Source organism: Dietzia sp. NPDC055340 (assembly GCF_053645335.1).
In genome coordinates, this window is record NZ_JBSHML010000024.1 from 22,863 (window position 1) to 47,662 (window position 24,800).

At 66.9% G+C, this 24,800-nt stretch carries 23 protein-coding genes; 15 read left to right on the forward strand and 8 right to left on the reverse strand.

Annotation, left to right across the window (positions count from 1 at the left end; all coding sequences use genetic code 11):
* Positions 1-16 precede the first annotated feature (16 nt).
* The gene (locus tag ACWIFB_RS15650; protein ID WP_378002070.1) at positions 17-463 is read left to right on the forward strand and encodes a hypothetical protein; all 447 of its coding nucleotides are present in this window, start codon (positions 17-19) and stop codon (positions 461-463) included.
* A gap of 316 nt (positions 464-779) precedes the next feature.
* On the opposite strand, the gene mobF is transcribed toward ACWIFB_RS15650, so the two are convergent.
* Positions 780-4,304: a MobF family relaxase gene (gene mobF, locus ACWIFB_RS15655; RefSeq protein WP_378002071.1), complete on the reverse strand. Its 3,525-nt coding sequence runs from the start codon at positions 4,302-4,304 to the stop codon at positions 780-782.
* Between the two features lie 246 nt (positions 4,305-4,550).
* Between mobF and ACWIFB_RS15660 the strand changes: the two genes are divergently transcribed.
* Both ACWIFB_RS15660 and ACWIFB_RS15665 read left to right on the forward strand, forming a co-directional pair.
* Positions 4,551-4,922 (forward strand): hypothetical protein, encoded by a 372-nt coding sequence (locus tag ACWIFB_RS15660; protein ID WP_378002072.1) that lies wholly within the window; start codon positions 4,551-4,553, stop codon positions 4,920-4,922.
* Positions 4,906-5,478, forward strand: a complete 573-nt coding sequence (locus tag ACWIFB_RS15665) for a hypothetical protein (RefSeq protein ID WP_378002073.1) — start codon at positions 4,906-4,908, stop codon at positions 5,476-5,478. The genes ACWIFB_RS15660 and ACWIFB_RS15665 overlap by 17 nt, the downstream gene beginning before the upstream one ends.
* A 484-nt stretch (positions 5,479-5,962) precedes the next feature.
* Here ACWIFB_RS15665 and ACWIFB_RS15670 read toward each other — a convergent pair whose 3' ends face one another.
* Positions 5,963-6,541, reverse strand: a complete 579-nt coding sequence (locus ACWIFB_RS15670) for a hypothetical protein (RefSeq protein ID WP_378002074.1) — start codon at positions 6,539-6,541, stop codon at positions 5,963-5,965.
* A 458-nt stretch (positions 6,542-6,999) separates the two neighbouring features.
* Here ACWIFB_RS15670 and ACWIFB_RS15675 point away from each other — a divergent pair, with 458 nt between their 5' ends.
* The 3 genes from ACWIFB_RS15675 to ACWIFB_RS15685 all read left to right on the forward strand — a co-directional run bounded on the left by ACWIFB_RS15675 (position 7,000) and on the right by ACWIFB_RS15685 (position 7,994).
* Positions 7,000-7,257 carry a type II toxin-antitoxin system Phd/YefM family antitoxin gene (locus ACWIFB_RS15675; protein ID WP_017836490.1) on the forward strand — a complete coding sequence of 86 codons (258 nt, stop codon included), beginning with the start codon at positions 7,000-7,002 and terminating at the stop codon, positions 7,255-7,257.
* A 1-nt stretch (position 7,258) separates the two neighbouring features.
* Positions 7,259-7,516, forward strand: a complete 258-nt coding sequence (locus ACWIFB_RS15680) for a Txe/YoeB family addiction module toxin (RefSeq protein ID WP_017836491.1) — start codon at positions 7,259-7,261, stop codon at positions 7,514-7,516.
* Between the two features lie 97 nt (positions 7,517-7,613).
* Complete coding sequence (locus ACWIFB_RS15685) at positions 7,614-7,994, forward strand: histone-like nucleoid-structuring protein Lsr2 (protein ID WP_454058740.1); 381 nt, start codon at positions 7,614-7,616, stop codon at positions 7,992-7,994.
* A gap of 284 nt (positions 7,995-8,278) precedes the next feature.
* Here the strand turns inward: ACWIFB_RS15685 and ACWIFB_RS15690 are convergent, their stop codons facing one another.
* Entirely contained in the window at positions 8,279-9,700 is a 1,422-nt protein-coding gene (locus tag ACWIFB_RS15690; protein WP_378002076.1) for an MFS transporter, read from the reverse strand.
* 215 nt (positions 9,701-9,915) lie between these two features.
* Here ACWIFB_RS15690 and ACWIFB_RS15695 point away from each other — a divergent pair, with 215 nt between their 5' ends.
* Together ACWIFB_RS15695 and ACWIFB_RS15700 are read left to right on the forward strand one after the other, a co-directional pair.
* Positions 9,916-10,305 carry a metal-sensitive transcriptional regulator gene (locus ACWIFB_RS15695; protein WP_378002077.1) on the forward strand — a complete coding sequence of 130 codons (390 nt, stop codon included), beginning with the start codon at positions 9,916-9,918 and terminating at the stop codon, positions 10,303-10,305.
* A gap of 68 nt (positions 10,306-10,373) precedes the next feature.
* A complete protein-coding gene (locus ACWIFB_RS15700) occupies positions 10,374-10,994 on the forward strand; it encodes a DUF305 domain-containing protein (RefSeq protein ID WP_378002078.1) in 621 nt (206 codons plus the stop codon).
* 216 nt (positions 10,995-11,210) lie between these two features.
* Here ACWIFB_RS15700 and ACWIFB_RS15705 read toward each other — a convergent pair whose 3' ends face one another.
* Complete coding sequence (locus ACWIFB_RS15705; protein ID WP_454058741.1) at positions 11,211-11,414, reverse strand: hypothetical protein; 204 nt, start codon at positions 11,412-11,414, stop codon at positions 11,211-11,213.
* A 48-nt stretch (positions 11,415-11,462) separates the two neighbouring features.
* Between ACWIFB_RS15705 and ACWIFB_RS15710 the strand changes: the two genes are divergently transcribed.
* Positions 11,463-13,388: a heavy metal translocating P-type ATPase gene (locus ACWIFB_RS15710; RefSeq protein WP_454058742.1), complete on the forward strand. Its 1,926-nt coding sequence runs from the start codon at positions 11,463-11,465 to the stop codon at positions 13,386-13,388.
* Here ACWIFB_RS15710 and ACWIFB_RS15715 read toward each other — a convergent pair.
* Positions 13,385-14,491, reverse strand: a complete 1,107-nt coding sequence (locus tag ACWIFB_RS15715) for a GlxA family transcriptional regulator (protein ID WP_378002080.1) — start codon at positions 14,489-14,491, stop codon at positions 13,385-13,387. The genes ACWIFB_RS15710 and ACWIFB_RS15715 overlap by 4 nt on opposite strands.
* Positions 14,492-14,617: 126 nt before the next feature.
* Here ACWIFB_RS15715 and ACWIFB_RS15720 point away from each other — a divergent pair, with 126 nt between their 5' ends.
* From ACWIFB_RS15720 to ACWIFB_RS15730, 3 genes are all read left to right on the forward strand, one after another.
* The gene (locus ACWIFB_RS15720) at positions 14,618-15,247 is read left to right on the forward strand and encodes an isochorismatase family protein (protein ID WP_378002081.1); all 630 of its coding nucleotides are present in this window, start codon (positions 14,618-14,620) and stop codon (positions 15,245-15,247) included.
* A 31-nt stretch (positions 15,248-15,278) separates the two neighbouring features.
* The gene (locus ACWIFB_RS15725; protein WP_454058743.1) at positions 15,279-16,397 is read left to right on the forward strand and encodes an LLM class flavin-dependent oxidoreductase; all 1,119 of its coding nucleotides are present in this window, start codon (positions 15,279-15,281) and stop codon (positions 16,395-16,397) included.
* Between the two features lie 125 nt (positions 16,398-16,522).
* Positions 16,523-16,738, forward strand: coding sequence for a response regulator transcription factor (locus ACWIFB_RS15730; RefSeq protein ID WP_378002083.1), 216 nt, complete (start codon positions 16,523-16,525; stop codon positions 16,736-16,738).
* A 188-nt stretch (positions 16,739-16,926) separates the two neighbouring features.
* Here the strand turns inward: ACWIFB_RS15730 and fgd are convergent, their stop codons facing one another.
* The 3 genes from fgd to ACWIFB_RS15745 all read right to left on the reverse strand — a co-directional run bounded on the left by fgd (position 16,927) and on the right by ACWIFB_RS15745 (position 19,778).
* Positions 16,927-17,946, reverse strand: coding sequence for a glucose-6-phosphate dehydrogenase (coenzyme-F420) (gene fgd, locus ACWIFB_RS15735; RefSeq protein WP_378002084.1), 1,020 nt, complete (start codon positions 17,944-17,946; stop codon positions 16,927-16,929).
* A gap of 34 nt (positions 17,947-17,980) precedes the next feature.
* Positions 17,981-18,865 (reverse strand): TIGR03619 family F420-dependent LLM class oxidoreductase, encoded by an 885-nt coding sequence (locus tag ACWIFB_RS15740; protein WP_378002085.1) that lies wholly within the window; start codon positions 18,863-18,865, stop codon positions 17,981-17,983.
* A 112-nt stretch (positions 18,866-18,977) separates the two neighbouring features.
* Positions 18,978-19,778 (reverse strand): SDR family NAD(P)-dependent oxidoreductase, encoded by an 801-nt coding sequence (locus ACWIFB_RS15745; protein ID WP_378002086.1) that lies wholly within the window; start codon positions 19,776-19,778, stop codon positions 18,978-18,980.
* A 262-nt stretch (positions 19,779-20,040) separates the two neighbouring features.
* Here ACWIFB_RS15745 and pgi point away from each other — a divergent pair, with 262 nt between their 5' ends.
* From pgi to tal, 3 genes are all read left to right on the forward strand, one after another.
* On the forward strand, positions 20,041-21,681 hold the full coding sequence (gene pgi / locus ACWIFB_RS15750) for a glucose-6-phosphate isomerase (protein ID WP_378002087.1): 1,641 nt from the start codon (positions 20,041-20,043) through the stop codon (positions 21,679-21,681).
* Positions 21,682-21,726: 45 nt separating this feature from the next.
* A complete protein-coding gene (gndA, locus tag ACWIFB_RS15755; protein ID WP_378002088.1) occupies positions 21,727-23,169 on the forward strand; it encodes an NADP-dependent phosphogluconate dehydrogenase in 1,443 nt (480 codons plus the stop codon).
* Positions 23,170-23,417: 248 nt separating this feature from the next.
* Complete coding sequence (gene tal / locus ACWIFB_RS15760; RefSeq protein WP_378002089.1) at positions 23,418-24,533, forward strand: transaldolase; 1,116 nt, start codon at positions 23,418-23,420, stop codon at positions 24,531-24,533.
* The last annotated feature ends 267 nt before the right edge of the window (positions 24,534-24,800 follow it).

The following is a 24,800-nucleotide window of genomic DNA, read 5'->3' on the forward strand; positions in this document are numbered from 1 at the left end:
GGTCGGTGAGATCGCGATGGCGCTCACGGAATACCCCGATGATTGGTACACCGTCGACACGTACCGTGGCGCCGAGATAGCCATGTACTCGGGCCTGCTCAGCGTGTATCTGCACTCAGCCGATATGGAGATCGACGTTCCGATCGACCACATCGACCTCGATCGCCCCGACCTGATCGGTCCACGCGCAAGGGCCGCGATTGAGGACCGTCTCGACCAGACCACGGGCACCACCGCCGATTCCCGATGGGCCCTTACATACCCAGTCGGCGACGAGATCAAGATTGGGCAGCTTCCCCCGCCTGCGTGGTCTCCCGGTCCGGTTACCTCGGCCGATTCGCCGCCGACGGCGAATCCGTTCACGGAGTCGTACCTGAGCCACCGCGCTGATCGTACGTTCGAGGCCAGGGCCGCCGAAGTGACGGAAGCGGACTTTGCTGAGCCCCCCGTGATCGAGACGTAGCCAAGTAGGACCAGGACGCGTGTTAACTTATGCTTAGGCGGTGTCTAGCGAATCTGGTGCAGGCTGCGGATGTGCCGTTGCCATAGGTGTTGCCCTCTTGCTGGGGTTGGGAATGTGTTCGTCCTCTGACGACGACAGCACATCGCGCAGCCCCGGCAGCTCGAGCAGCGGCAGTTCAAGTAGTAGTGGCGCCCGTCTTAGCCCATTGGATTGTGAAGCGCTGAGGATGACGGCCCTGGACAACGAGAACCCCGAGCCGTGGAAGGCGATGGACAAGTACGACAAGTACTGCTGACAACTCCCTGTCGTCTCTGGCTCACCACGGGTCGGGGGAGGAATCGGTGGTGGTTCCCCAATCCCATTGCGGTCCGGATGTCGACTCGACGTCCGGGCCGCGTTCTTGTTCTGCGGCACGGTGGGCCAGATAGGACTCAGCGAAGTCGTCAGACGCCGCGGGTGCCGGCGCGGTGGTGAGCGAGCCGTACGTGGTCGCCAGCCACGCTGCCAGTTCGGTGTCGGTGGCCGGCGCGATTGGGGGAGGGGTGGGCAGGGCGTCCCGGTCCCGGTCCTCATTTGTCGCGTGACGTATCCGGTGCGCGATGACGGGCCCTGGATTGTCGGCGGTCTCCAGGTTCGCGGTGGCCTCGGCCCACAGCACGCGGGGGTCGTAGCCGGTCTTGGCGGCGTCGGTCCAGGCTCGGGCGAGAGCGTCGTATTGGTCGCCTCCGGGCTCGAGGTGTCGGCTGTAGAGGCGCGGCAGGGCGTCGATGTAGGTGGGCAGCGTGGAGCTGGTGAAGGATTCAGCAGCGAGGTCGACGCCGTGGCGGTACAGCGCTTCAATGCGCGCCGGGTCGGTGGCGTTATCCATCTCCTCGCGCAGGGTTGCGGTCGCGGAGGCTTGGTGGGTGTCGCGCCTGAGAATGGCGGCCAGTACCTCGGCGGCGGTGGGGGCGTCGTGGTCGCCGGCTGAGTGCATGTGGGCGTCTTCGGCTGACAGGTCGACCGTGGGTTCGCACACGGCGTAGGCGCGGTTCTCTCGTCTGCCGCGGGTCATTGCGACGTACAGGCCGGCACGGTCCACCGAGGTGTCGACGACTGCGTGGGTGGTGTCGACGGTGGCGCCCTGGGCACGGTGGATGGTCGTGGCGTAGCCCAGGTGCATGCTCCTGGTCGCGTAGCTGGCAGGCACGAGCATCTCGTTGCCGGTGTTGATGTCACGCACGCTTAGTGAGCCGTCGTCGGCGATGCCGGTGAGGGTGAATAGTTGGCCGTTGATCACCCGGCCGAGGTACTTGCTGTCGGAGGTGTAGAGCTTGGCGTTCTCACGGGCGATGATCGTGTCGCCGACGCCGACGGTGTCGCCTCGGGAAAGGCGCGTCGTGCGGGTGTCATCGACGTGTCCGTGGGCGATCCGGTCGGCGCGAATGACCTCGTTGAGCGAGTCGACGTCGCTGTTGTTCGAGGCGATGACCAGGCTCCTGCGGCCGGCCCTGGTGTCGTCGAGGAAGGCTTGAACGGCGTCGGTGAGCATCTGTTCGCGGTGCCCGCCACGGATCCAGCCACGGTGTGCGTAGAGGTCCAGGGCGTCGGTGTTGCCTTCGCGTAGGGCGAGCGTTGCCTCGGCCTGCTCGGTGTCTGCTCCCATGCGCATGACTTCGCGCAGTTCGACTGTTCCCGGGGTGCGGGTCAGGTCGGCGAACAGGCCGCCGGTCTCGACGGCGGCGAGCTGTTTCGGGTCTCCGATCAGGCGCAGGACGGCGCCGGATTCGGCGGCGATTTCGGTCAGCGCGGCGAGGTTTTCGGTGCTGGCCATGCCCGCTTCGTCGACTAGCAGCATGTCGCCGGGGCGGATGGTCACCGGCAGCGCCTCGAGGCTCCTTCCCGGGGCGCCTGGGTTGCGACCGAGCCAGGTGAAGGTCAGGGAGTCAATGGTGTGGCAGTCGGTGCCGATGTCGCCTGCCAGCACGCTGGCCGCTGCCGCGGAGGGCGCTAGACCGATGACGTGGCGGCCCGTGTTCTCCCATGCCTGCACGACCACTTTCATGGCGGTGGTCTTGCCGGTGCCGGCCGGTCCGACGCCGGCGGCGAGCAGGGTTCCAGCTCCGACGAGGTGGTGGGCCAGTTCGGTCTGGCCGGTGTTGAGCGGCCATCCTGTGGCCCTCGCGTGGGCGGCAAGAGCCTTTTCTAGCGTGGCGCGGGACGCGATCACTGCCACGGGTGTGCGAGCTGCGTCGAGGACGCGGGTCTCGGCGTCGAGCACGGCCTGGGTGGTGTACTTCTCGGCGTTGGCGTGCCGGTCTATACCTGCGCCGGTGTGACCGGTCAGGGGCTCGGGCAGGCTCAGCGGCTCGGGGGGCGTCAGCTCCACCATGAGCTCTCGGAGCGCGATGTCCATGACCGTGGCGTGGGCCTGGTCGAGAGCGCCTGAGGAGGCGAACCGGTAGCCCTTCAGGAGGGTGGATACGGCGGTGTCGACGTGCGACCGGCGGAACTGAGCGCGGCGTGACGACACCGATTGGACGGCCTGCGCGGCGACCTGTCGGGCGTGGCTTTCGGCGTCGAAAACCTCGCGCGGCGCATCGACGGTGGCCTGCTCGGTGACGTCCCGGACAACGGATGAGACGGCGTCGGCGCCGATGGTCTGCTCGGCCACCCGGCGCCAGGCGGCTCGGTGCTCATCGAGGGATTGGGCGGGCTTTTTGGCGTCGCGGGTGTCGAGGATCGCCTTCTGCCACAGGGCGTACGCCGCTCGCTGGGTGGGCTGGCGACCGTTCTTCTCTACGTACTGGGCAACGAGCTGCTCGTAGACCGGACGGGCTAGTGCTCGACGCGTGGAGAACACGTCAATGAGACGGCGGTCGATGCCCTTGATTTCCCAGATCGGCGCTTTGTCCGGGTGCGGGTAGTGCGCCTGGAAGTCCAGCCCCATCCGGCGGGAGAGCAGGTCGTGCAGGACCGCGTCGTAGCGTGCCGAGATCGCCTGGTGCATCTGGTGGATCGTCCGCGAATCCAGCGTGCGCCACCGGCCGTCGGGGCCTTGCACCTTGTTGGCGATCAACACGTGCGAGTGCAGGTCCGGGTCTCCGCCACGGGTGTCGAAGTGCGTGAACTCAGCTGCGACGATGCCCCTGGTTTTCACCTGCTCGATGCCGCCGGCGCCCACGCGGGTGTAGATCGCATTCTCCTCGGCCCATCGCAGGGCCTCGGCCACGGCCTCATGGTGTAGCGCCGCCACTTTCGAGGCCGTTTGCTTGTCGGACAGCGCCCACAGAACGCTGACACTTTTGACCGGTGAGAAGGTGAAATCGAACCCGGCGACGGCCTGGCGGACCTTGTCCCGTTCGCGGTTTACCCAGGCGATGACGTCCTTGCCGGAGGCGTGTTCGTAGCCGAACTCGCTCGTGTAGAACGGGCGGGCCACGCTCTCGGCAAGGTGGTTTCTCTCGTCGGGAGTGGGGCGGCGGCCCTCGGCGGCGAGGAACGACTTTTCGGCGGCGGAGATCGCGGCGAGGACCGGGACATCGCCGGAGTACAGGGGGTAGAAGCGGCCCAGCTTGCAGGAGGCCAGGCTCTTCCCTTCGGCCATCATCTGATCGGTGTCCGGGTGTAGCCCTTCGCCGTACAGGGCGGCCATTTGGACCTCGCCCACGACTGTGCCGGCGGTTGCTGTCTCAGACAGAAGGCCGGCCAATCCGCTGCCAATCCACCGCCCCGGCGGTGTGCCCTTGGCCGCGTAGTAGTCCGACAGCGACTTGCCTTCGGGGTCAGCGTCATGGGTGGCGACCGAGCGCAGCAGGTACTGGTATCCAGTACCGGCGTGCACCGCTCGGAGGCTCATCATGAGCCCCAGCGTAGAGGCGCCCCGGGGCGGCGTCTACGCACGCCGCGCCGTCGGCGCGCTGAGAAGGCATTTTCCGGACGTCACTAGTAGTGCCTACTGTGTGTGGCTGTTAGAGCGAGCAGCAGCGAGTGTCGAGTCTGGCCACGGCGGTGGCGGATCTACGGGGGCCAGCGTGAACGACGAGGTGGTCGGGTGGGGAGTGGTTGGTGCTAGCGGGTGTCGTAGGAGTGCTTTAGGGTTTGGTTTATGGCTGCTACGAAGACTGATTCGCGTTCACAGACCGCGCGGGCCCGTGCCCGCCAAGCGATGGCGGACGAGCTCGAGCGGGCGCGCAAGCGCGAGTCCAAGCTCGTGGCGGTGTTCTCCGCGATCGACGCCCGCGCCGACGCCGAAGCCGCACTCGGTGATGCGCTCATCGAGCTCAAAGACCTCGGCGTCGTCCAGGCCGACCTGGCCGAGATGACCGGACTGTCCGCTCGCGAGGTCGGCGCCGCCATTCGCGCGGCGAAGGAGCTCGTCGACGGCGAGCCCACTGAAACATCGCCCGACTCCTCCATCGACGCAGACGCTCGCGGTGAGGATTCCCAGTCGGACAACAACGGTGCCCACGATCACTGACCCCCACCACGACCCGGGGGTCGCCGACATTCCCTTGCCCGGAATGGACCTCGGGGCGGGGTCCCACACGTCGGTGCGGCCTTCTCGTCCGTACGATCCGACACTGCCTCCCACCAGAGCCGCAATCACCGCGTTCTGGTCCCGCGTCGTCAAGGCACCCGCCGGCGGGTGTTGGATCTGGACCGGAGCAATCTCCGATGGCTACGGAAGGATCAGCTGGCGATCAGGCGGAATCAGCCGCACCGAGTACGCCCACCGCTTCGCACTTGTCATCGCCGGCGAACTCGACGCGGGTGCAATCGGCGAGCACCGCTGCAACGAACCGCTGTGCGTGCGCGTCGACCCGGCTCACCTCATCGCCTCCACTCAGTCGGCGAACCTGCTCTACGCGGTGGCCTGTGGCCGCACCGGGATCATCCGCAGCCTGGCCGAGCGCCACGATCGCCAGGCCCGCTCACTGGCCGTCCGCAACGCCGTGGCAGACGGCTGGGACCCGGTCGCCTACGCACGGGCATCCGGCAACGCCGCACCGCTCGACACACCCCCACTGTTCTGAAGGCTGCAGTACAGTCGCCCCAAGAGATGGCCTCGCCGGGCGGCGGGGCCATCTGCCGTTGGCGGACCGGGCCAGGATGTGTCAGCGGGGCGCTGCTTGTCGGCGTAGCCGGCGCAGCTGCCAGTACCGCGGGACCGTCCACCGCAGCGGGGTCCTATCGATCACCCACAGCGCCAACCGCGACCGATAGTGCACGCCCGTGGCGCACCGCGAACGACCAATGACCGACAAACCACGCAAGTAGACCGAGCGCCGCTACCGCCGACCCCACGCGCAACCGGCGGCAAGGCCACCGCGCCGCCAGCGACGACAGCGATAGCCAGCAGCGCGGTCTCCAGATCCCACATTCCACACTCCTGTCGCTAACGCCTTCCCTCCGCGGCGCCACACGGGCCGCGGCGCTCCACAGACCTCACGGCCGGATCGGCTGTCAGTGTGGCTTTCCCCTCCGACAGTCAGTGCGTTTCGTGCTCTGGCGAGCTGGCTATGACTGGCCCGGTTGATCCGACTGGCCTGGCTTGCGAGCGGTCTCGCGCAGCGAGTCCAGGACCTCACGCAGGGTGTCCGAGGTGGCCTCAGCCCGGACCCGTGCCCGGTCGGACTCCTCGGCCTTGGCGCGCGCGACCGCGGCGTCCTGGCGCACGGTCTCGAGCTGACCGCGCAGCTGCTCAAGCTCGCCGCGCACTGCCTCGAGCTCGCCGAGTGCGCGGTCGCGGACCGCGACAGCCTCGTCGCGTTGCGACTCCGCTTGCTCGGCCGCCTCCAGTGCGGCGGCCTCGCCGCCGCGGGCTGCATCGAGCGCCACAGCGGCCTGCTCGTCCGCCTGCTCGGCGGCCCGCTTCCACGCCGCGGCCCACACCGAGGCCACCATCGCCGACATTGCCTCCGACAGATCTGGGGCCTCGGGCACATCCCCGGCAACGCCGGTGGCGTGCTCGCGCATCCATGCGGCCACCTCACCGATGCGTACCCCCGCTTCGCGCTGCACGCTGCGCACGGTGACCTTGTCCCCCCGTGCAACGAGTACCCCATAGGCTCGAGCGATCTTCTCCGGCGTCGACATGACAGCCCTCCAGTCAGGTAGCGGGTAACCGGTAACCCCTTTCGTTACCCACGTTACCACCGAGGCTGGACAGGGCCCAGCCATCCGCGCTTTCAGGGCCGGGGGCGGGCGCGAGCTGGCCGTCGACGGGGGCCGCCGGCGCGGCGAGGGAGAGCCAGATTCTGGCCACGCCGCTGTGGCCCCAGCCGCGGACGAGACAGCGGGCCGAGACCTAACCGCTATGCGGCCACTGGGCGCCCGCGGGCCGGCGTGGCCACCGGCAGGCCCGCGCCGTGCGGCGGCGCCGATCCGGCCATCGAGACCACGCCCAGAAGTGTGAGGACTCCCGCGCAGGAGCTCTCGACACTCCAACGCTGCGCCATCCGGCCGGGCTTTTGCATACAGGCGCGGGACGCGGGAAGTCACAATGGAGCACCAACTCGGCATCCTGTACACTTTTGCGTACAGGAGGGGTTGAGATGAAGACAATGAGCTACACCGAGTCCCGGGCCCGCTACGCCGAGGTCCTCGACGGGGTCACCAACGACCGCGAAGAGGTCATCATCACCCGCGCCGGCCACGAACCGGTGGTGATGGTCTCCCTCGACGACTACGAGTCCCTGCGCGAGACCGCCCACCTCATGCGATCACCGGCTAACGCCCGACGTCTGCTCGATGCGATGGAGCGGCTCGAGTCCGGCCGCGGACAGGCGCGCGACCTGCTCGACGCCGACTGACGTGCTGCTCGTCTGGGACGACAACGCCTGGCAGGACTACCTCTGGTGGCAACAACAGGACCGCAAGATCCTCAAACGCATCAACCTGCTCCTGCAGGACATCACCCGCAACGGCAATGAAGGAATCGGCAAACCCGAACCCCTCAAATACGACTTCGCCGGATACTGGTCCAGACGCATCACCGACGAGCACCGACTCGTCTACAAAGTCACCGAAACCGAAGTCCGCATCGCGACCTGCCGCTACCACTACGGATGACCTTGCTGCCCACGCGGCATGCGACCGGGATGCAGCCCCCAAGAGGCCCTTGGCATGAAGCGTCAACGAATGTTATTGCGCGTCATTTATCCGCCTCATGCATACTGTGATCCTGCAAAAGGCACGCATCACAATAGGGGAAGCAATGGCTCAGCAATTTCAGGTGAGATTCATCGACGATCTCGACGGAACCGACCTAGGCGAGAAGGCGAACATTATTTCTTTTGCCTTTGAGGGCAAGGAGTACGCCATTGACCTCAGTGATGACAACGCCGAGGCGTTCCGCGAGGCGGTAGCGCCGTACATCCAGGCCGGCCATCGGGTGACCGGGAGCAAGACCAAGGCCGCCCGCAGAACTGCGGCCCCGACCGGAAACACTAAAGCGATACGCGACTGGGCCCGCAACAATGGCTACGACATCTCCGACCGCGGACGGATTCCCGCTGACGTGGCCGACGCGTACGCAGCGGCAAACTAGGCCGACCGCCCGGTGCCCCCAGAAGTAATCGTTTCACCCGCTCAGGGCAGCCAATTCTGAAACCTGCCCTGAGTGGACATAGGGCCAGAAAAGTACTCCTGCCAGCCAAGATGTTAACGCCGATAATTTACCTTATGTAAAGTCAAAGGTGCCGGGTTGTCGGCCGAGCGAACTCAACCATTCCCCGGTTGCCCGTGCGCCCTGTCCGGAACCGCGCATGGTCGGACTGCGGGCCATTGCTTCGCGAGTCGTTCTGCGTTGGTCGCTAGCCGATGCAAAAATGCTCAAACGACTGTCACATGCGTGGAGCTTTCGACCGGCTGTGGTTCTTTGCTGAGCATGGCCAGGGCGAGCACGGCGGTTGCCAGTAGGACGCCCGCGCCGACGATCAAGGCTGTGCTGTATCCATCAATGAGCCCTTGTGGGCCAGAGTTACCGGCCCTGGCGGTGACGGTGGCGGCGACGCCGGCGAGGATTGCCAGGCCGAGGGCGACGCCGATCTGCTGTGCGGAGTTGAGCAGCGCTGAGGCAATGCCCGCCCGGTCGGGCTGGACGCCGTAGACGGCGGCTTGGGTCAGTGCGATCGTGCCCAGGCCGAAGCCCAGTGCGATGAGGAGCATCGCCGGTGCCATCAGCGACCAGTAATTGGTCTCCATCTCGATTAGCGAGAACCAGAACACGCCTCCCGCTCCCAGTGTCGCGCCGATGGCGGCCACGTAGCGGGGCCCGGTCTTGAGAAGTAGTTTTGGCGCGATTCCGGCGCCGAGCATGATGCCGAGGGCGAAGGGCAGCCAGGATAGGCCGGTGCGCAGCGGGCTGAAGCCTGCAACTTGCTGCATGTAGAGGGTGATTACGTAGAACGTGCCCATCGGCCCGATCGCCAGGCCCAGCATCGTCAGATATGCGCCGGCACGGTTGTGATCATCAAACAGGCTCAGCGGCACCAATGGACTGTTGGTGGAACGCTGCGTGCGGACGAACATTGCTAGCAGAACAACGGCGACCGCGATGAGGATGTAGGCGACGGCGTCGGTGAGCCCGTCCTCGCCGAAGCGGGTGATCGCGTAGACGAGACTGACCATGCCTGCGGTAGCTAGGGCGGCCCCGATCCCACCGAGGCGACCACCGTGGCGCCCGGCAGAGGCCAGGGTACGGGTACCCAGAAGCACCAGCACTCCGATGGGGACGTTGATGAAGAACACCCACCGCCAGTTGAGCACGTCGGTGAGCACACCCCCGAGTAGGAGGCCGAGGATGATTCCGAGGCCGGACATGGCCCCATAGAGCGAGAGCGCCTGATCGCGCATCTTCCGCTCGGAGAACGTCGTCGCGATCAGCGCGAGCGCGTTGGGAGCAGCCATCGCCGCCCCGATTCCCTGCACGGCTCGGGCAGCGATGAGCATCTCCACACTCACGCCGAGGCCGCCGAGAAGGGAGGCGCCGACGAAGACCGAGAGACCGAGTCGCAGCGTGCGCCTGCGGCCCCAGAGATCGCCAACCCTGCCGCCCAGGAGCAGAAGCGCGCCAAAGGCGAGGATGTAGGCGTTGACCACCCAGGGCAGCAGCGTCGGTGCGATATCGAGCTCGCGCTGGATGCTCGGCAAGGCGATGTTCACGATCGAGTCGTCGAGCACCACCATCAGCTGGGCCGAGGCAATCACCAGCAGTGGGATTAACCCGCCGCCGACCGGCTTTATGGACGTCATCAGGTGTCCCTCCTCCGCGCAGCCCGATGCCGCGCGAAACGCACCGTACAGTACCCCGGGGGGGTATCAACAACCCATATCCCCACCCCATACCTGACGCACTCGGGCCCCGACTGCCGAAATGCTGAAAGCCCCGTTGCCTATATACCCCTCAGGGGTATACAGTCTCATCATCCACATACCCCTGCGGGGTATATAGAAGGCAGGGCTCCGCCATGACGACCAACCCGCATCCCACATCCAGTTGCTGCAGCACCACAGCCACCGAACCCGCCAGCGGCCGGGAGAACTCGCCCGTTGTTAATGAGGCGCCCATCGAGCATCAGCACGGGTACATCAGCGACAAGCAGGCGTATCTCCGGCGCATGAGCCGCATCGAAGGTCAGGCCCGCGGCGTGTCCAAGATGATCGCCGATGAGAAGTACTGCATCGACATCCTCACCCAGGTCAGCGCCCTCACCCGTGCGCTCCAGAGCGTCGCCACCGGCCTCCTCGACGACCATCTCAAGCACTGCGTGCTGGACGCGGCCAAGCTCAGCGACGACGAAGCCGCAATCAAGCTCCAAGAAGCCAGCGACGCCATCGCCCGATTCATCCGCTCCTGACACGACTAGTAGTCCCACCTCTGCTGACCAGCAACGGATGCACACGCGAACCGGAAGGACACCCCTCGATGACCAGCAAAAAGATCTTCGTCTCCGCCGCCGTGACCGCCGTCGCCCTGGCGCTGTCCGCCTGTACCGATAGCGGTGACGACACGGCGGCCGCGCCCACCACTCCGGCCGGAACTACTACTTTCGCGACCGCCCCCGGCGAGGCCGCGCAGCACTCCGAGGTCGACGTGATGTTCGCGCAGATGATGATCCCGCACCACCAGCAGGCGATCGAGATGAGCGAGATCACCCTGGCTAAAGACGACGTCCCCGCCGACGTCGCGGCACTGGCAGAGGAGATCAAGGCTGCTCAGGGCCCGGAGATCGCGCAGTTGACCGACTGGCTCGAGCAGTGGGAAGAGCCCATCGAGGCGCAGGACGGTCACGGCGGTCACGACATGTCCATGATGGAGGGAATGCTCTCCGATGATGAGCTCCGGGAGCTGTCCCAGGCCCAGGGAGCCGACGCCGCCCGGATGTTTTTGGAGCAGATGATCGCCCATCACCAGGGCGCCATCGCCATGGCCGAGGACGAGGTCGAAGGTGGCCGTTACCAGCCTGCGGTCGAGTTGGCCCAGACCATCATCGACACCCAGCAGCAGGAGATCGACACCATGCGCGACCTGCTCACCTCGCTCTAACCACCCGATCGCCAGGGGCCACACCGGCCCGGCACGACACCCGAGACACCACACCACGCGGAGAGGAAGATCCATGTTGTCCACAACGCGCTCTGCGCTCCCACTCACAGCGGTCAAGGAAGCGTGTTCGTGCTGCTCCACGCCCACGGGCCTAGGACGGATCGCCGCCACCGGCCGTCCGCAGGCTGACGATGATGCCGCCGTGGCCGCCGGCGCTCACACGGAGACAGACAAATGAGTCAGCCACACGATCACCACCACCATGATCGCCGCGGCGGACCCGGTGACGGTTCGGCCGGGCGCCCCGACGAGATGGCCACCTCGGTAGCCGACCATCATCACTCGGGCGCGGCAAACGACGCGGCGGGCCACGGCCACACCGGGCAGCATCACGCCGGTCATGAAGACCATGGCGGTCATGCGGGGCACGCAGACCACGTCGGGCAGTTCCGACGGCTGTTCTGGATCATGCTCGTTTTGGCAGTGCCGGTGGTGGCGTTCAACGAGATGTTCGCCGACCTCATCGGCTACGAGCTGCCGGAGGCCGGCTGGGTGTGGTGGGTCTCCCCCGCCCTGGGCACGGTGATCTACCTCCGGGGTGGCCGGCCGTTCCTGACCGGCGCGCTGTCCGAGGTCCGCGCTCGCCAGCCCGGAATGATGCTGCTCATCGGCCTGGCGATCACGGTGGCGTTCATCGCCTCCTGGGGTGCCAGCCTGGGCGTGCTCGATCATGCGTTGAACTTCTGGTGGGAACTGGCCCTGCTGGTGGTGATCATGCTGCTGGGCCACTGGATCGAGATGCGCTCCCTGGCGCAGACCACGTCCGCGCTTGATTCACTGGCGGCGCTGCTGCCGGATGAGGCCGAGAAGGTCGACGGCGAGAACGTCATCACCGTCGCCCCGGCCGAGCTGCAGGTCGGGGATGTGGTGATCGTCCGCCCGGGGGCGTCGGTTCCCGCCGACGGGCGGATCATCGACGGCTCGGCCAGCATGGACGAATCCATGGTCACCGGCGAATCCCGGGCGGTCCGCCGCGAGATCGGCGACCAGGTCGTCGCCGGTACGGTCGCCACCGACTCGGGCCTGCGCGTCGAAGTTACCGCGATCGGTGAGGACACAGCGCTGGCCGGGATTCAGAAACTGGTCACCGACGCCCAGGCCTCGTCTTCTCGCGCCCAGCGGATCGCCGACACCGCGGCTGGCTGGTTGTTCTGGTTCGCCCTCGGTGCGGCTGCGATCACCGCCGCCGTCTGGAGCGTGCTCGGGTTGCCGGATGCGGCGGTGGTGCGCACGGTCACCGTGCTGGTCATCGCCTGCCCCCACGCTCTCGGCCTGGCGATCCCCCTGGTCGTGTCGATCGCCACCGAACGCGCCGCCCGCGGCGGCGTGTTGATCAAGGACCGCCTCGCGCTCGAGTCGATGCGCACCGTCGACGCCGTCCTGTTCGACAAGACCGGCACCCTGACCAAGGGCGAACCCACCGTCACCGGAATCGAATCGATAGACGGGCACACCGCCAACGAGGTGCTCGCTCTGGCTGCAGCCGCCGAGAGCGACAGCGAGCATCCACTCGCCAGAGCTGTGGTTGGGGCCGCACGGGCCCGGGACCTCACCGTGTCGAAGGCGACCGACTTCTCCTCCTCCCCGGCCGTGGGCGTCAAGGCCACGGTGGACGGCACCGTGGTCGAAGTTGGCGGCCCCTATCTGCTCGATCAGCACGGACGCGATGAACTCCCCGTCGCCGACCAGTGGCGAGGCGAGGGCGCGATCATCCTGCACATCCTCGCCGAGGGCCGGGTGATCGGCGCGCTGCGGCTGGCCGACGAGATCCGGCCAGAATCCCGCGAGGCCGTCGATGCCCTGCACGTCGCCGGAGCTCAAGTCGTCATGATCACCGGCGATGCTCGCGCCGTGGCCGACACCGTCGCCGCCGAGCTCGGCATCGACCGGGTCTTCGCCGGGGTCCGGCCAGACGACAAGGCCGCCAAGGTCGCCGAACTGCAGTCCGAGGGCAAGAAGGTCGCCATGGTCGGGGACGGGGTCAACGACGCGCCCGCACTGGCACAAGCCGATGTGGGCATCGCCATTGGCGCCGGGACCGATGTTGCGATCGGCTCCGCGGGGGTCATCCTGGCCTCATCGGATCCCCGATCGGTGCTCTCGGTCATCGAGCTGTCCCGGGCGAGCTACCGCAAGATGAAGCAGAACCTGTGGTGGGCCGCCGGCTACAACCTCGCCGCCGTGCCCCTGGCCGCTGGAGTGCTCGCCCCGATCGGCTTCGTGCTCCCCATGAGCGTCGGTGCCATCCTCATGTCCGCCTCCACCGTCGTCGTCGCTCTCAACGCCCAACTGCTGCGCCGCCTCGACCTCCGCCCGTCCGCGTTCTCCGACTAGTGGTCGTTGCCCCGGCCCCTGCGGTCGCCGAAGTCTGGGTGATCGGCGTTGGCCTTCGTCCCGCTCGGGCCCGCACTACCCGTGTGGAGCCCACCGTCCCGGCCTCCCCCAGCCGCACCTACACGCCCACCCACGCCTGACCTCGCCACCTCGGCATCCGCGCCTCCGAACCGGCTCCGGTACGACGTCGGGGTGGTCGAGAACGCCCGGACGAAGTTCTGCCGAAACGTCACGACACTGCCGAAGCCGCACTCCGTGGCGATCGCCTCGATCGGCCACGTGGTGGTCTCCAGCAACATCCGCGCGTGATCGAGCCGACGGGAAAGTACCCACCGCCCGGGGCTCGTGCCCGTGACCTCGACGAAACGGCGGGCAAAGCTCCGACGACTCATACATGCTCGACGCGCGAGCTCCTCCACCGAGAGGTTCGCGTCGAGGTGGGCCAGTGCCCACTCGATAGTCTCCCCGATCGCGCCGCCATCCCCGTTCTCTGGCAGGGGCCGCTGGATGTACTGCGCCTGATCCCCCTCGCGGTGGGGCGCCACCACGATGTGCCTGGCCACCGCGGCCGCCGCCGTGGCCCCCAGGCGCATCCGGACGATGTGGAGGCAGGCATCAAGCGAGGACGCTGTACCCGCCGAGGTGATCACGTCCCCGTGGTCGATGTACAGGTCCGAGGAGCGGACCTGAACTGCGGGGTACCGGAGGGCCAGCTCGTCAGCCCCGCCCCAGTGCGTCACCACGGTCCGGCCGTCGAGCACACCACTGCCCACGACCGGGTAGGCACCGAGGCATAGCCCGGCGACACCCCCACCACGCTCGTGGACGTCACGCACCAGGCCGAGCAACTGCGGGTCCGGCACCGGCAGTTCCGCCGGCCACGCGGGAAAGACGAGTAAGTCGGCGTCTTCCACCGATTCAGGTCCCGCCAGGTCGTCCAGCACGACTCCCTCGGTGGTGCGGACCGCGCGGCCGTCCATGCTCCAGGTGACCACCTCCCACCCCTGGGCGAGCCCTAGGCGGGTGACCTCGCCGAACACCAGCAGCGGCGCCGCGAGGTGGAACATCGTCATGTCGTCGAAGACGTGGATCGCGATACGCACCGCTGTTGGCCTCAATCCATCGAAAGCGTTCCTTTGTGCCGCTCACGGTAGTCGACCAGGACCGCGCAGAATAGGTACACAGCTCGACTGAGCACCGACCCCACCCCTTACCCTCGGAGGTTTCCCATGTCCAAGCCGAATCGCGCCCTCATCGTCGTCGACGTCCAGCAGGAATACTTTTCCGGCCCGCTCGAGATCCAGTACCCGCCCCGCGATCAGTCCTTGGCACAGATCACACGCGCTATCGACGTGGCCGACGAGGCCGGCATGCCCATCGTGATCGTCCAGCACGAACTCCCGACTGAAGCGCCGGTCTTCGGCAAGGGCGGCGCGGGCTGGTCGCTCCACAGCGGCATCGAGAACAAGGTGAAGCCCGAGTGGAAGCGGGTCTCCAAGCAGTACGCCAGCGTCCTCGAGGGCACCGGGCTCGCCGACTGGCTGCGTGAGAAGAACATCGACCGGGTGACCCTGGCGGGTTACATGACCAATAACTGCATCATCGGCACCGCGGTCACCGCCGAGCCGCTCGGTATCACCGTCGAGGTGCTCTCCGACGCCACCGGTGCAATCCATATCGCCAACGCCGCCGGTTCGATCCCGGCCAAACAGGTGCACGAGACCCTGATGGCGGTCCTCAACTCCAACTTCGCGCGGGTCGCTACCACCGACTCCTGGGTCGAATCCGTCCCGACCGGCGCCGACCTTCCCGGCAGTGACCTCGGCAGTTCCGCGATGCAGGGCCGCGAAGAGCACTGACCCGGGCGATCCACCACAGACCAGGAGAACAATGACCCCCGCCCCGCAGCCGAACGGCCCGTCCCCGACACGCGCCCGGGCCACGGGCAGCAACCCCGCCCCAGGGACCGCGGGGTTCGCGCTGTCCGTGCTCGACAATGCCCACACCGCCGTCGGACAGTCGGCCAGCGAAGCCTTCGAGGAGGTGATCTCACTGGCCCGACTCGCGGACCGCCGAGGGTTCCGTCGGTTCTGGATGTCGGAACACCACGCGATGCCGGGGGCGTCCACGTCATCTCCGCAATTAATGGTGGCGCGACTGATCTCGGAGACCGAACGGATCCGGCTCGGTGCGGGCGGGGTCATGCTCCCCAACCACGCGCCACTGCTCATCGCCGAGCAGTTCGGCATGCTCAACGCGCTCGCGCCAGGCCGGATCGACCTGGGCGTGGGACGAGCCCCCGGAACAGACCCTGCCACCGCCGCCGCCCTGCGGCGGCATCACGAGGCCAACGACCAGTTCCCCCAACAGGTGCTGGAACTGCTCGGCTTCCTCGGTGACGACTTCCCCGACGGCCACGGCTACCGCGACGTCCACGCCGTCCCGGGCCCGTGGCAGGCCGACCAAAACCGCGTGCCACGCCCCGAGACCTCCCCCGAACTGTGGATCCTGGGATCCTCCCAGTACTCAGCCGTCCTGGCCGGCCAGCTCGGGCGCCCCTACGCCTTCGCCCTGCAGTTCGGCGACGCGGACGTGGACTCGGCGATGAGGCTCTACCGCGAGCACTTCCGCCCCTCCCACGTCCTGTCCGAGCCGTACAGCCTGATCAGCGTCCCAGTGGTCGCGGACAACGATCCCGTGGAAGCACGCCGGCAAGCCGCGACCGGCGCCATGGCGATGCTGCGCATGTTCCAACGCAAGGGCTACAGCCTCCTGCCGCCGGACGAGGTCAAAGCCTACCCGGCCACGCTGCAAGAACGGCAGATCCTCGATACCTACACCGAACTGTTCCGCAACGGGACCGCAGCAGACGTCGCCAGCGCACTCGATCAGCTCCACGCGCGGACCAAAGTCGACGAGGTGATGCTCGTGGTGATGGGGCACTCCCGCCGCTCCCAGTACCAGACGGTCGAACTGCTCGCCAATCACTACGGACTCCCCTCACACTGACTGCGACATGCAGCGACCCAAAGCCTCGACCCGAGTCGGCTTCGATCCTGCGCCGCACGAACTTCTAGGGGCCGTCCGCGCCGCCGCCGGCGAAAGCGCACTCTCCCACCTTTGCAGCGACCCTTATGGGCCGACTGCGGACACCGCAGTCAAGACTCACCGATCGAGAGAGCGACGTACTCAAAACCGTGGCCGCGGGAGAGACCAACCGCCAAGCAGCAGCGGCGCTCCACATGTCCGAGGCGACGGTGAAGACACGCCTCGCACACAGCTTTCAGAAGTTCGGTGCCTCATCCCGAACGGCCGCCGTAGCCAAGGCGAACGGGCTAGGAATGATCTAACGCCCTCGGGCACAACGGCTGGGCCGTTCCAGTATTGCTGTCTTGAAGAAGCTGCCAACCCCTCGGCTCTAACGATTCGCTTAGCAAGTTCGACTGGCCCCTTCATTGCCGACGACCCTAACTGATTCACGTTCCAGCGGACCGCTCCGGAGGTGCTGAGTGGCACTCCTCCGGTAGCTAGAAGGGGCTCATGCCAGGGCCCGCAGACGCGGTTCGAGGTCGGTCTTGAACAGGCCCAGGAACCGCTTCTGATCGTGGCCGGGGGCGTGGAAGACCAGGTGGTTGAGGCCGGCGTCGACGTACTTCTTGACCTGCTCCACGGCGTCGTCGGGGTCGGAGGCCACGATCCAGCGCTTGGCCACCTGCTCGATGGGCAGCTCGTCGGCCAGGCGCGCCATCTCCCGCGGAGAGTCCACGGAGTGCTTCTGCTCCGGGGTCAGGGACAGCGGCGCCCAGAAGCGGCAGTTCTCCAGCGCGGCCTCTGGGTCCGGGTCGTAGCTGATCTTGATCTCGATCATCCGGTCGATGGTCGACGAGTCGCGGTCGCCCAGCTTCGCGCCCTCCTCCACGGCCGGCAGCAGCTTGTCGGTGTACAGCTCCATGCCCTTGCCGGAGGTGCAGATGAACCCGTCGCCCACGCGGCCGGCGTACTTGGCCACCACGGGACCACCCGCTGCCACGTACACCGGCACGCCGTCCTCCGGCACGTCGTAGAGGAAGGCGTCCTTGGTGGAGTAGAAGTCGCCGGAGAAGCTGGTGGTCTCGCCCGTCCAGAGCTCGCGCATGAGGCGCACCGACTCGCGCAGGCGGGCGAAGCGCTCCTTGAACTCCGGCCACTCGCCCTGGTGGCCGGTGGCGATCTCGTTGAGCGCCTCACCGGTGCCCACGCCGAGGAAGACGCGGCCCGGGTAGAGGCACGCCATGGTGGCGAACGCCTGGGCCAGCACGGCGGGGTTGTAGCGGAACGTCGGGGTGAGCACGGAGGTGCCCAGCTGGATGGTGCTGGTCCGCTCCCCCACGGCCGTGAGCCAGGCCAGGGAGAACGGGGCGTGGCCGCCGTCATGGCGCCAGGGCTGGAAATGGTCGGAGACCGTGGCCGAGTCCATCCCCGCCTGCTCCGCCAGCACCGCGAACTCCACGAGGTCGCGAGGGCCGAACTGCTCGGCGGAGGCCTTGTAGCCGAGCTTGAGAGGGGCTTTGTCAGTCATTTTCGGGCTCCTGAGTGGTGGGAGGGAGGGGTGGTCACGCGGTGATGTACTTCTCGCCGAAGCGGGCGAGGGACTCGCGCTTGACCTCCAGCGGGGCGTCGTAACCGTGGCCCTCGATCAGCCACGGGATCACGATGACGTCGGTGACGCCCGCCTCGGCGAGCTCGGCGAACCCGCGGGTGCCGTACTTGTCGATGCAGGCCACCTGGATGGCGAACGGCTGGCCGTCCCCGCGGTCGGCCAGCGAGCGCCCGTCGGCCTCGAGCAGCTCGCCCAGGCGTCCGATGGTGGTGACGATCTCGTCGAACCCCATCATCGCCGAGGTCCACCCCTGGCCGATGCGGACGGCCCGCCGCAGCGCCGGGCCGGTGTGCCCGCCCACATAGAAGGGCACCTGGGCCACGGGGGCCGGGTCGAGCGTCAGGCGGTCGAAGTCGAAGTGCTCGCCGTGGTACTCGAACCAGCCACCGTCGCCGGCCAGGCGGAGGATCTCCAGCATCTCGTCCACCCGCTTCCCGCGACCGGGAAAGGGCACGCCACACCAGGCGAACTCGTTGGGGTCCCACCCGATGCCGACACCCAGGTCCACCCGCCCGCCGGTCAGGTGGGACACCGTGGACAGCTGACGGGCCAGGAGCAGGGGCTGCCGCGGGCCGAACTTGAGCACCTGCGGGCAGAACCGGATGGTCGAGGTGACCGCACCCATGGCCGCGATTGCGGTCAGCGGCTCGACCCACGGGGTGGTCTCGTCCCACATCCGCGACCCGTCGGGCGTGTATGGGTAGTCGGTGTCCTGGCGGTGCGGCAGGAACAGCGAATCGGGAAGTGTGATCCGCGCGAAGCCGGCGTCCTCCGCCGCACGGGCGAGGTCGAGGATCTGGTCGATGGGGCTGAACGCGATGGGGGTGGAGAACTGCACTGGCCTGCCTCGGGGTCTCGGGTCGGGGTTCGGAATCGGGTCTCGGGACGGAGCCCGGTCGGGGGTTCGGGGTTCGCTGAGCCGGGATCGGGATCGGGATACGGAGCGCCTCTCAGCCCCAGCGGGACTGTCCGCCGTCGAGGGGGATGGTGGCGCCGGTCAGGTAGGAGGCCTCCTCGGTGCACATCCACGCCACCGCCCGGCCGATGTCCGCCACGGGGTCTCCCACCCGCCCGGCCGGGATCGCCGCCACGAACTGCTCGGCCTCTTCCGGATTGTGGCGCATCCACCAGTCCAGGCCCGGGCTGTGTGCGTGGGGAGCGACGTTGAGGGCCCGGATGCCCTCCGCGCCCCACTCGTACGCGGCCGCCCGCGTCAGGGACCGGATGGCCTCCTTGACCGCGGCGTAGACGCCGTACCCGCCCGCATCCCACCGCACCCCGGCGGAGGAGACCAGGTTGATCACGACCCCGCCCCCACGCGCCGCCATGTGGGGTCGGGCGCACTTCATCAGGCTCAGTGAGGCCCGCGGTCCGGCCTCAAAGGCCGTGCGGAAAGCCTCGTCCGAGTAGTCTTCCAGCGGCAGCGGCTCAGCCAGGTTGGCGTTGTTGACCAGGATGTCCACCGCCCCCAGCCACTTCACTGCGGTCGAGACAATCGCCTTCGCTGCTTCGTTTTCGGTGATGTCGGCGACAAGGGAATCCGCAGAGCCGCCGAGGGCCCGGATCTCCTCTGCGACCGACTCGAGCTTGCGCATAGTGCGGCCCACCAGCAGCACCGCGGCTCCGGATTCAGCGAGGGCGAGCGCGATACCCCGGCCGACACCCTGACCGGCGCCGGTGACCACGGCCACTTTTCCGGCCAGGCGGGTCGCGGTGGGCACCGGACTGGGAACGGTCGTGTCCGAGTTCATCTCGAGGCCTCTCACGGGTGACGCCACCGGACCGGGCAGCCCGCCACCGTCACTGTAGTCATTTGTGTACAGGAACTGTAGTCACATGTGTACACCACGGTAGGGTCGACTCGACGACCTCCCCTCCCTACCCGGAAGGACAGTCGTTGTACTGCCCCGACACCGTCATCAGCACTACCGGCCAATGGCGGGTCATCGAATCGCTGGCGCCGTCGATCACCGAGGCCTTCCTGTGCGCGCTGGAATGAGAGGACTGCCCACAATGACCACTTCGCCTCCGCACGGCCCCTCGTGGCAATCCCTGGTCCAACATCACAGCTCGGTGCGATCCCTCAGTCTGACCGACCTCTTCGCCTCCGATCCCGCCCGAGGCCGGGACCTCACGGCGACCGCGGCGGGTCTCTACATTGACTTCAGCAAGCACCTGGCAACCAGGGAAACCCTCTCCTTGCTGCTGGATCTTGCCCGCGAGCGCCAAGTCGAGAATCGCCGCGACGCCATGTTCGCCGGCGCCCACATCAACACCACCGAGGACCGGGCCGTCCTGCACACCGCCCTGCGGCTACCCGCAGATCACCGCCTCACCGTCGACGGCCAGAACATCACCGCCGACGTCCACGAGGTACGCGACCGCATGGGCGACCTCGCCGAACGCGTGCGCAGCGGCGAATGGGCCGGGGCAACTGGTCGGCCAATCCGAGACGTGGTCAACATCGGGATCGGCGGCTCAGATCTGGGCCCGGCCATGGCCACCCGGGCTCTGCGTCACTACTGCGACGGCCCGACAGCGCATTTCGTCTCCAACGTCGACCCTGCAGACCTGACCTCGGTACTGGCCAAACTCGACCCGGCCAGCACCCTCGTTGTCGTCGTGTCGAAAACTCTCACCACCCTGGAGACGATGACCAATGCCGCGGCAGCAAGGGCCTGGATCTCTCATGCCCTAGGCGAGGCGGCTGTCCCCTGCCACTTCGTGGCGGTCTCCGCCGATACTGACCGCGCCGCCGAGTTTGGTATCCCCGCCGAGAACGTATTCGGGTTCTGGGACTGGGTGGGCGGGCGTTACTCGGTCGGCTCCGCGGTCGGCCTCAGCCTGATGATCGCGATCGGGGTTGAGCGGTTCGGGGAGTTCCTCGCCGGCATGCGCAGCATTGACGAGCACTTTCTCACCGCACCCGCGAACAAGAACGCGCCCATCATTCTGGGACTGCTCGGCGTCTGGTACTCCAGTTTCTTCGAGGCCGACTCGCGCGTCGTCCTGCCGTACTCACACGACCTCGCGCGGCTGCCTGCCTACCTGCAGCAGCTGTTCATGGAATCTAACGGAAAATCTGTGCACACCGACGGCAGCACGGTCATGGTGGGCACCGGGGAGATCGTCTGGGGCGAACCCGGCACCAACGGGCAACACGCCTTTCACCAACTACTCCACCAGGGCACAAGGCTCGTCCCCGTCGACTTCATCGGCTTCGCGCAACCCACCAATGACCTACCGTCCCTCGACGGCCGAGGCACCATGCACGACGTGCTGCTGGCCAACATGCTTGCCCAGTCCAAAGTGATGGCGTTCGGCCGCACCGCCGAGGACGTAGCGCGCGACGGCACACCCGAGCGCCTGGTCGGCCATAAGACCATGCCCGGCGACCAACCGTCCACAACGATCATCGCCCCTCGCTTGACTCCCTCAACGCTCGGTCAGCTCATCGCCCTCTACGAACACCAGGTCTTCGTCCAAGGCGTGGTCTGGAATATCAACTCGTTCGACCAATGGGGCGTCGAGCTCGGCAAGGCCTCGGCGCTCGAACTCGGTGATGCGATCACGGGGACCACGCCGGCCTCGACCGGCGACACTTCCACCGACGGGCTCGTCACCGCGCTCCGACGCGCCCGCTCGAGCATCTAGAACCACAACGTGGATTCGCATCCGCATCGACACTCCCGAGGACATATGACCGACTCCACTGCCCGCGCTCACATCGGCGTCACCGGACTGGCGGTGATGGGATCCAACATCGCTCGAAATTTTGCACGTCACGGCCACACCGTCGCGGTCCACAACCGCTCCCGCGCCAAGACCGACGCGCTCATCGACGCCCACGGCCACGAAGGCGACTTCATCCCCGCCGGCACGGTCCGCGAGTTTCTCGACTCGCTGCAGACACCGCGCCGCGTCTTGGTCATGGTCCAAGCGGGAGCCGCCACCGACGCCGTGATCAACGAACTCGCCGACCTCATGGACCCCGGCGACATCATCATCGACGGCGGGAACTCGCTATATACCGACACCATCCGCCGAGAAGCCGCGATGCGCGAGCGCGGTCTGCACTTCGTCGGAGCCGGCATCTCCGGCGGCGAAGAGGGCGCGCTCAACGGTCCGTCGATCATGCCGGGCGGGCCCGCGGAGTCATACGAGCACCTCGGTCCGCTGCTGGAGTCGATCTCCGCCCGCGTCGACGGTCAGCCGTGCTGCACCCACGTCGGGCCGGACGGTTCCGGGCATTTCGTCAAGATGGTGCACAACGGCATCGAGTACGCCGACATTCAACTAATCGGCGAGGCGTTCGACCTCATGCGCACGGGGCTGAAAATGCCGATCGCGGAGATCGCCGAGGTTTTCCGGAAGTGGAACACCGGCGACCTCGAGAGCTATCTAGTGGAGATCACCGCCGAGGTGCTGCGCCAGGTCGACGCCCGAACCGGTAAACCTCTGGTCGAGGTGATCGTCGATTCGGCCGGGCAGAAGGGCACCGGCCGCTGGACCGTGAAGTCCGCACTGGATTTGGGGGTTTCCACCACCGGCATCGCCGAGGCGGTCTTCGCTCGAGCGCTATCCAGTGCAACAGGCCAGCGCGAGCGTGCCCGCGGGCTGAACGGCGGCGTCACGGCCGTCGCACCGACGGACAAGGCCGCGTTCATTTCCGCGATCTACGAGGCACTGTACGCCTCGAAGGTCGTGGCCTATGCCCAGGGCTTCGACCAGATAATGGCCGGCAGCGCGGAGCACGGCTGGAAGATCGCCCCCGGTGACCTGGCGACGATCTGGCGAGGTGGCTGCATCATTCGCGCCACGTTCCTCGACCGGATCCAGGAGGCCTACACTGAGGACCCAGACCTGCCCAGCCTGCTCCTGGCCCCCTACTTCCGCGCTGCGGTCGAACACGCCGTCAGCAGCTGGCGACATGTGGTCGCCACCGCGACGCTCATGGGCATACCGGTTCCCGCGTTCTCCTCATCCCTGTCCTACTACGACGCGCTCCGCGCAGAGCGGCTTCCTGCGGCCTTGACGCAAGGACTGCGCGACTTTTTCGGCGCCCATACCTACCGCCGCGTCGATATGGAGGGTGACTTCCACACTTTGTGGGGCGGGGACCGCACCGAGGTCCAGGTGTGACAGACCACTAGGGCCGTATAGCGAGAAGTCGGGCGCCAAAGCCTAACTGCCGATGTCCGGGTTCACTGAGAACCCAGGCCCGAGTGGGCTCGCCCGCCCAGCGGAATGATGCGCCCATACGCCATACGGCGGCTCCACACAACACAGATGTACACAGATGACTGCAGTCAGGCTGCGGGCTCGATATCGGGCCCCGCCCGGACGAGACCTGCGGCGAGCGATCGTCGACGTGATTTGGAGGAATAACGATGATTCAGAACGAGCGGCTTGACGACTTGTCCCGGTCCGGGGTGTCGGTATGGCTTGACGACTTGTCCCGGGATTTGATTTCGTCTGGTCGCCTGGCAGAGCTGGTGGAGACGCGGTCGGTGGTGGGGGTGACGACCAATCCCGCGATCTTCCATGCGGCATTGACGACGGGGGCGGCCTATGACGAACAGATCGGCCACCTCGACGGCGAGGGCCATGGCGTGGACGCCGTGATCCAGACTGTGACCACTGATGATGTTCGTGCCGCATGCGATGTCTTGGCGCCGGTCTATCAGGCCAGTGGGACTATAGACGGCCGGGTGTCGATCGAGGTGGATCCCCGACTGGCCCACGATGTTGATGCCACGGTGGCTCAGGCGATTGAGCTGTGGCGACTCGTGGATCGCCCCAACCTACTGATCAAGATCCCAGCGACCACCGCCGGGTTGACCGCGATCACCGACGTCCTGGCCGAGGGCATCAGTGTGAATGTCACGCTGATTTTCTCAGTGGAGCGCTACATACAAGTTGTGCAGGCCTACCTTGACGGCTTGGACGCGGCATCCCGGGCCGGCCGGGACCTAGCGTCTATCCACTCGGTGGCATCGTTTTTCGTCTCCCGGGTCGATACCGAGGTCGATGCCCGACTCGAGGCCATCGGCACACCGGCGGCGCACTCGTTGAAGGGCCAGGCGGCACTGGCCAACGCCCGGTTGGCCTATACCGCGTTCCAGCAGGCATTCGAGCGCTCCGACCGGTTCCAAGCACTTGCCGCGGCGGGCGCTCGTCCGCAGCGACCCCTGTGGGCATCGACCGGGGTGAAGAACGACCAGTACCCCGACACTCTGTATGTCAGCGAGCTCATCGCCCCCGCAACGGTCAACACCATGCCGGCGGCCACCCTCGAAGCTTTTGCCGACCACGGGACCATTCCATCCCCCCGGGCGAGAACCGGAAAGTTCGAGGAGCCCGCCGCGTTGTTCGAGGCCCTTGGCGAGGTCGGCATAGACCTCCGTGATGTCTTCCACCAGCTCGAGCATGAAGGCATCTGCAAATTCCAGTCGGCTTGGAGCGAGCTACTCACGGCCGTGGCAGCCCGACTGACTCACCACTGACAGGGCGGGCCACCACCGGTGACAACCCGGTGGTGGCTGCTGCCCTTTACAGCGGCTCCCCGGACAAAAGCAGCTAATGGAAGCTGACATTTCTCGTCATTAGTGCCGGTCACCGCGCATTTCGGCCGTTTCTGCCAGACGTCTGGGCGAGGGGTATGCCGCTGCGGCGCACCCGGTACGTGCCGCACGGACAGGATTCGTAGCTGATGAGACCTTCACTGGTTGGGTGCGTCGAGCTGACCTGCCACTGGTGGTCACCGCTGGGGC